The 3,450-nt window shown below is 67.7% G+C and carries 1 protein-coding gene; it reads left to right on the top strand.

All coding sequences use genetic code 11. From position 1 onward, the window contains the following. The coding region (metH, locus tag ACZ3YO_RS39815; protein ID WP_465579173.1) for a methionine synthase at positions 1-3,450 on the top strand (3,450 nt) is incomplete at both ends.

Here is a 3,450-nt window from a genome sequence, read left to right as displayed (position 1 = left end):
GCAGAGTCGCGCAGATGCGTTGCGTGAGGCACTTGCCAGCCGGGTGGTGGTGGCCGACGGTGCGATGGGCACGATGCTCCAGGCGCAGGATCCGTCGTTGGAGGACTTCCAGGACCTGGAGGGCTGCAACGAGGTCCTGAATGTGACGCGGCCCGACATCGTGCGTTCGGTCCATGACGCGTATTTCGCGGTGGGTGTGGACTGTGTGGAGACCAATACGTTCGGGGCGAATTTCTCGGCGCTGGGGGAGTACGACATCTCCGGGCGGGTTTTCGAGCTGTCCGAGTCCGGGGCGCGGATCGCCCGGGAGGCGGCGGACGCGTACGCCGCCGACGGCCGCACCCGCTGGGTGCTGGGTTCGATCGGTCCGGGGACGAAGTTGCCGACGCTCGGGCATGCGCCGTACGAGGTGCTGCGTGATGGCTTCCAGCAGAATGCGGCGGGTCTGATCGCGGGTGGTGCGGATGCGCTGCTGGTGGAGACGAGTCAGGACCTGTTGCAGACCAAGGCGGCTGTTCTGGGTTGCAAGCGGGCGTTGGCGGAGGCGGGTCTGGATCTGCCGGTGCTGGTGCAGGTGACGGTGGAGACGACCGGCACGATGCTGCTGGGGTCGGAGATCGGTGCGGCGCTGACGGCGTTGGAGCCGCTCGGTGTCGACTGCATCGGTTTGAACTGTGCGACCGGGCCGGCGGAGATGAGTGAGCACCTGCGCTACCTGGCGAAGAACGCGAAGGTCGGGCTGTCGTGCATGCCGAACGCGGGTCTGCCGGTGTTGGGCAGGGATGGTGCGCACTATCCGTTGTCGCCGTCCGAGCTGGCCGACGCCCACGACGTGTTCACGCGCGAGTACGGGTTGTCGCTGGTCGGCGGCTGCTGCGGTACCACCCCGGAGCACCTGCGGCAGGTGGTGGAGCGCGTCCAGGGTCGCCCGGTCGCCGGCCGTGATCCGCGCCCGGAGCCGTCGGCTGCCTCGTTGTACCAGGCGGTGCCGTTGCGCCAGGACACCTCGTATCTGGCGATCGGTGAGCGTACCAATGCCAACGGGTCGAAGAGGTTCCGTGAGTCGATGCTGGCCGGGGACTGGCAGGCGTGTGTGGAGATCGCCCGCGAGCAGATCCGGGACGGCTCCCATCTGCTGGACCTCTGCGTTGACTACGTCGGCCGTGATGGTGTCGCCGACATGCGGGAGATCGCCGGGCGCCTCGCCACGGCGTCGACGCTGCCGATCGTGCTGGACTCCACGGAGCCGGAGGTGTTGCGGGCCGGGCTGGAGGCGCTGGGTGGCCGCGCGCTGCTCAATTCGGTGAACTATGAGGATGGTGACGGTCCGGACACCCGGTTCGGGCGGATCGCTTCGCTGGCCCGCGAGCACGGCGCCGGCCTGATCGCGTTGACGATCGACGAGGAGGGTCAGGCCCGCACCGCCGAGGCCAAGGTGGCCATCGCCGAGCGGCTGATCGCGCAGCTGACCGGTGAGTACGGCATCGACGAGGGCTCGATTCTGGTCGACTGCCTGGCCTTCACCCTGGGTACCGGGCAGGAGGAGTCCCGCCGGGACGGCATCGAGACCATCGAGGCGATCCGTGAGCTCAAGCGTCGTCATCCGGACGTGCAGACCACGCTGGGCCTGTCCAACATCTCGTTCGGGTTGAGTCCGGCGGCCCGTGTGGTGATCAACTCGGTGTTCCTGAACGAGTGTGTGGAGGCCGGACTGGACTCGGCGATCGTGCACGCGTCAAAGATCCTGCCGATGGCCCGGATCCCCGAGGACCAGCGTGAGGTGGCGCTCGACCTGGTCTACGACCGGCGAAGCGGGGGCTATGACCCGTTGCAGAAGCTGCTCCGGCTCTTCGAGGGCGTCTCCTCGGCGTCGGTGAGGGCGTCCATGGCGCAGGAGCTGGCGGCGTTGCCGTTGGAGGAGCGTCTGCAGCGTCGGATCGTCGACGGCGAGCGGGGTGGTCTGGAGGGGGATCTGGACGAGGCGTTGGTGTTCCGTTCGGCGTTGGAGATCGTGAACGGGACGTTGCTGGCCGGGATGAAGGTGGTCGGTGAGCTGTTCGGTTCGGGGCGGATGCAGTTGCCGTTCGTGTTGCAGTCGGCGGAGGTGATGAAGGCGGCGGTGGCGTATCTGGAGCCGCACATGGAGAAGTCGGATGACGAGGGCAAGGGCACGATCGTGCTGGCCACGGTCAAGGGTGATGTCCATGACATCGGTAAGAACCTGGTCGACATCATCTTGTCCAACAATGGCTACACCGTGGTGAATCTGGGCATCAAGCAGCCGGTTTCGGCGATCCTGGATGCCGCGCAGGAGCACGGGGCGGACGTGATCGGCATGTCGGGTCTGCTGGTGAAGTCCACTGTGATCATGAAGGAGAACCTGGAGGAGCTGAACCAGCGGGAGCTGGCGGCCCGGTATCCGGTGATCCTGGGCGGGGCGGCGCTCACCCGGGCCTATGTCGAGCAGGATCTCCACGAGATCTACGGGGGCGAGGTCCGCTATGCGCGGGACGCGTTCGAGGGGCTGCGGTTGATGGACGCGTTGATCGCGGTCAAGCGCGGTGTGCCGGGGGCGGTGCTGCCGGAGTTGAAGCAGCGCCGGCATGCGCGGGTGGAGGTGGAGGAGGCGGAGGAGGTGAACCTGGGGCAGGTCCGCTCGGATGTGGCGGTGGACAACCGGGTGCCGGTTCCGCCGTTCTGGGGGGACCGGATCGTCAAGGGTGTGCCGTTCGCGGACTACGCGTCCTGGCTGGACGAGGACGCGTTGTTCAAGGGCCAGTGGGGTCTGAAGGCGGCCCGCACCGGCGAGGGGCCGTCGTACGAGGAGTTGGTGGAGACGGAGGGCCGGCCGCGGTTGCGGATGTGGCTGGACCGGTTGCAGACCGAGGGCTGGCTGGAGGCGGCGGTGGTCTACGGCTACTATCCGGCGAACTCCAAGGGTGACGATCTGGTCGTCTTCCACGAGGACGGCTCCGAGCGGACCCGGTTCACCTTCCCGCGGCAGCGGCGTGGGCGGCGGTTGTGCCTGGCGGACTTCTTCCGCCCGGAGGAGTCGGGGGTGCGCGACGTGGTGGGGCTGCAGGTGGTCACGATGGGCAACCGGATCTCCGAGGCCGCGAACGAGTTGTTCGCGAACGACTCCTACCGTGACTATCTGGAGCTGCACGGTCTGTCGGTGCAGTTGGCGGAGGCGTTGGCGGAGTTCTGGCACGCCCGGGTCCGTTACGAGCTGGGCTTCGGCGACGAGGACCCGCAGGACGTGCGGGACATGTTCGCGCTCAAGTACCGGGGGGCCCGGTTCTCGCTGGGGTACGGGGCCTGCCCGGAGCTGGAGGACCGCGCCAAGATCGCGGAGCTGCTGCGGCCCGAGCGGATCGGTGTGGTGCTCTCCGAGGAGTTCCAGCTCCACCCCGAACAGTCCACCGACGCCATCGTCATCCACCACCCCGA

The sequence above is a fragment of the Kitasatospora sp. NPDC022785 genome (assembly GCF_055561295.1).
Note: the sequence above shows the minus strand (reverse complement) of the source record. Positions and strands in the feature narration are given on the sequence as shown.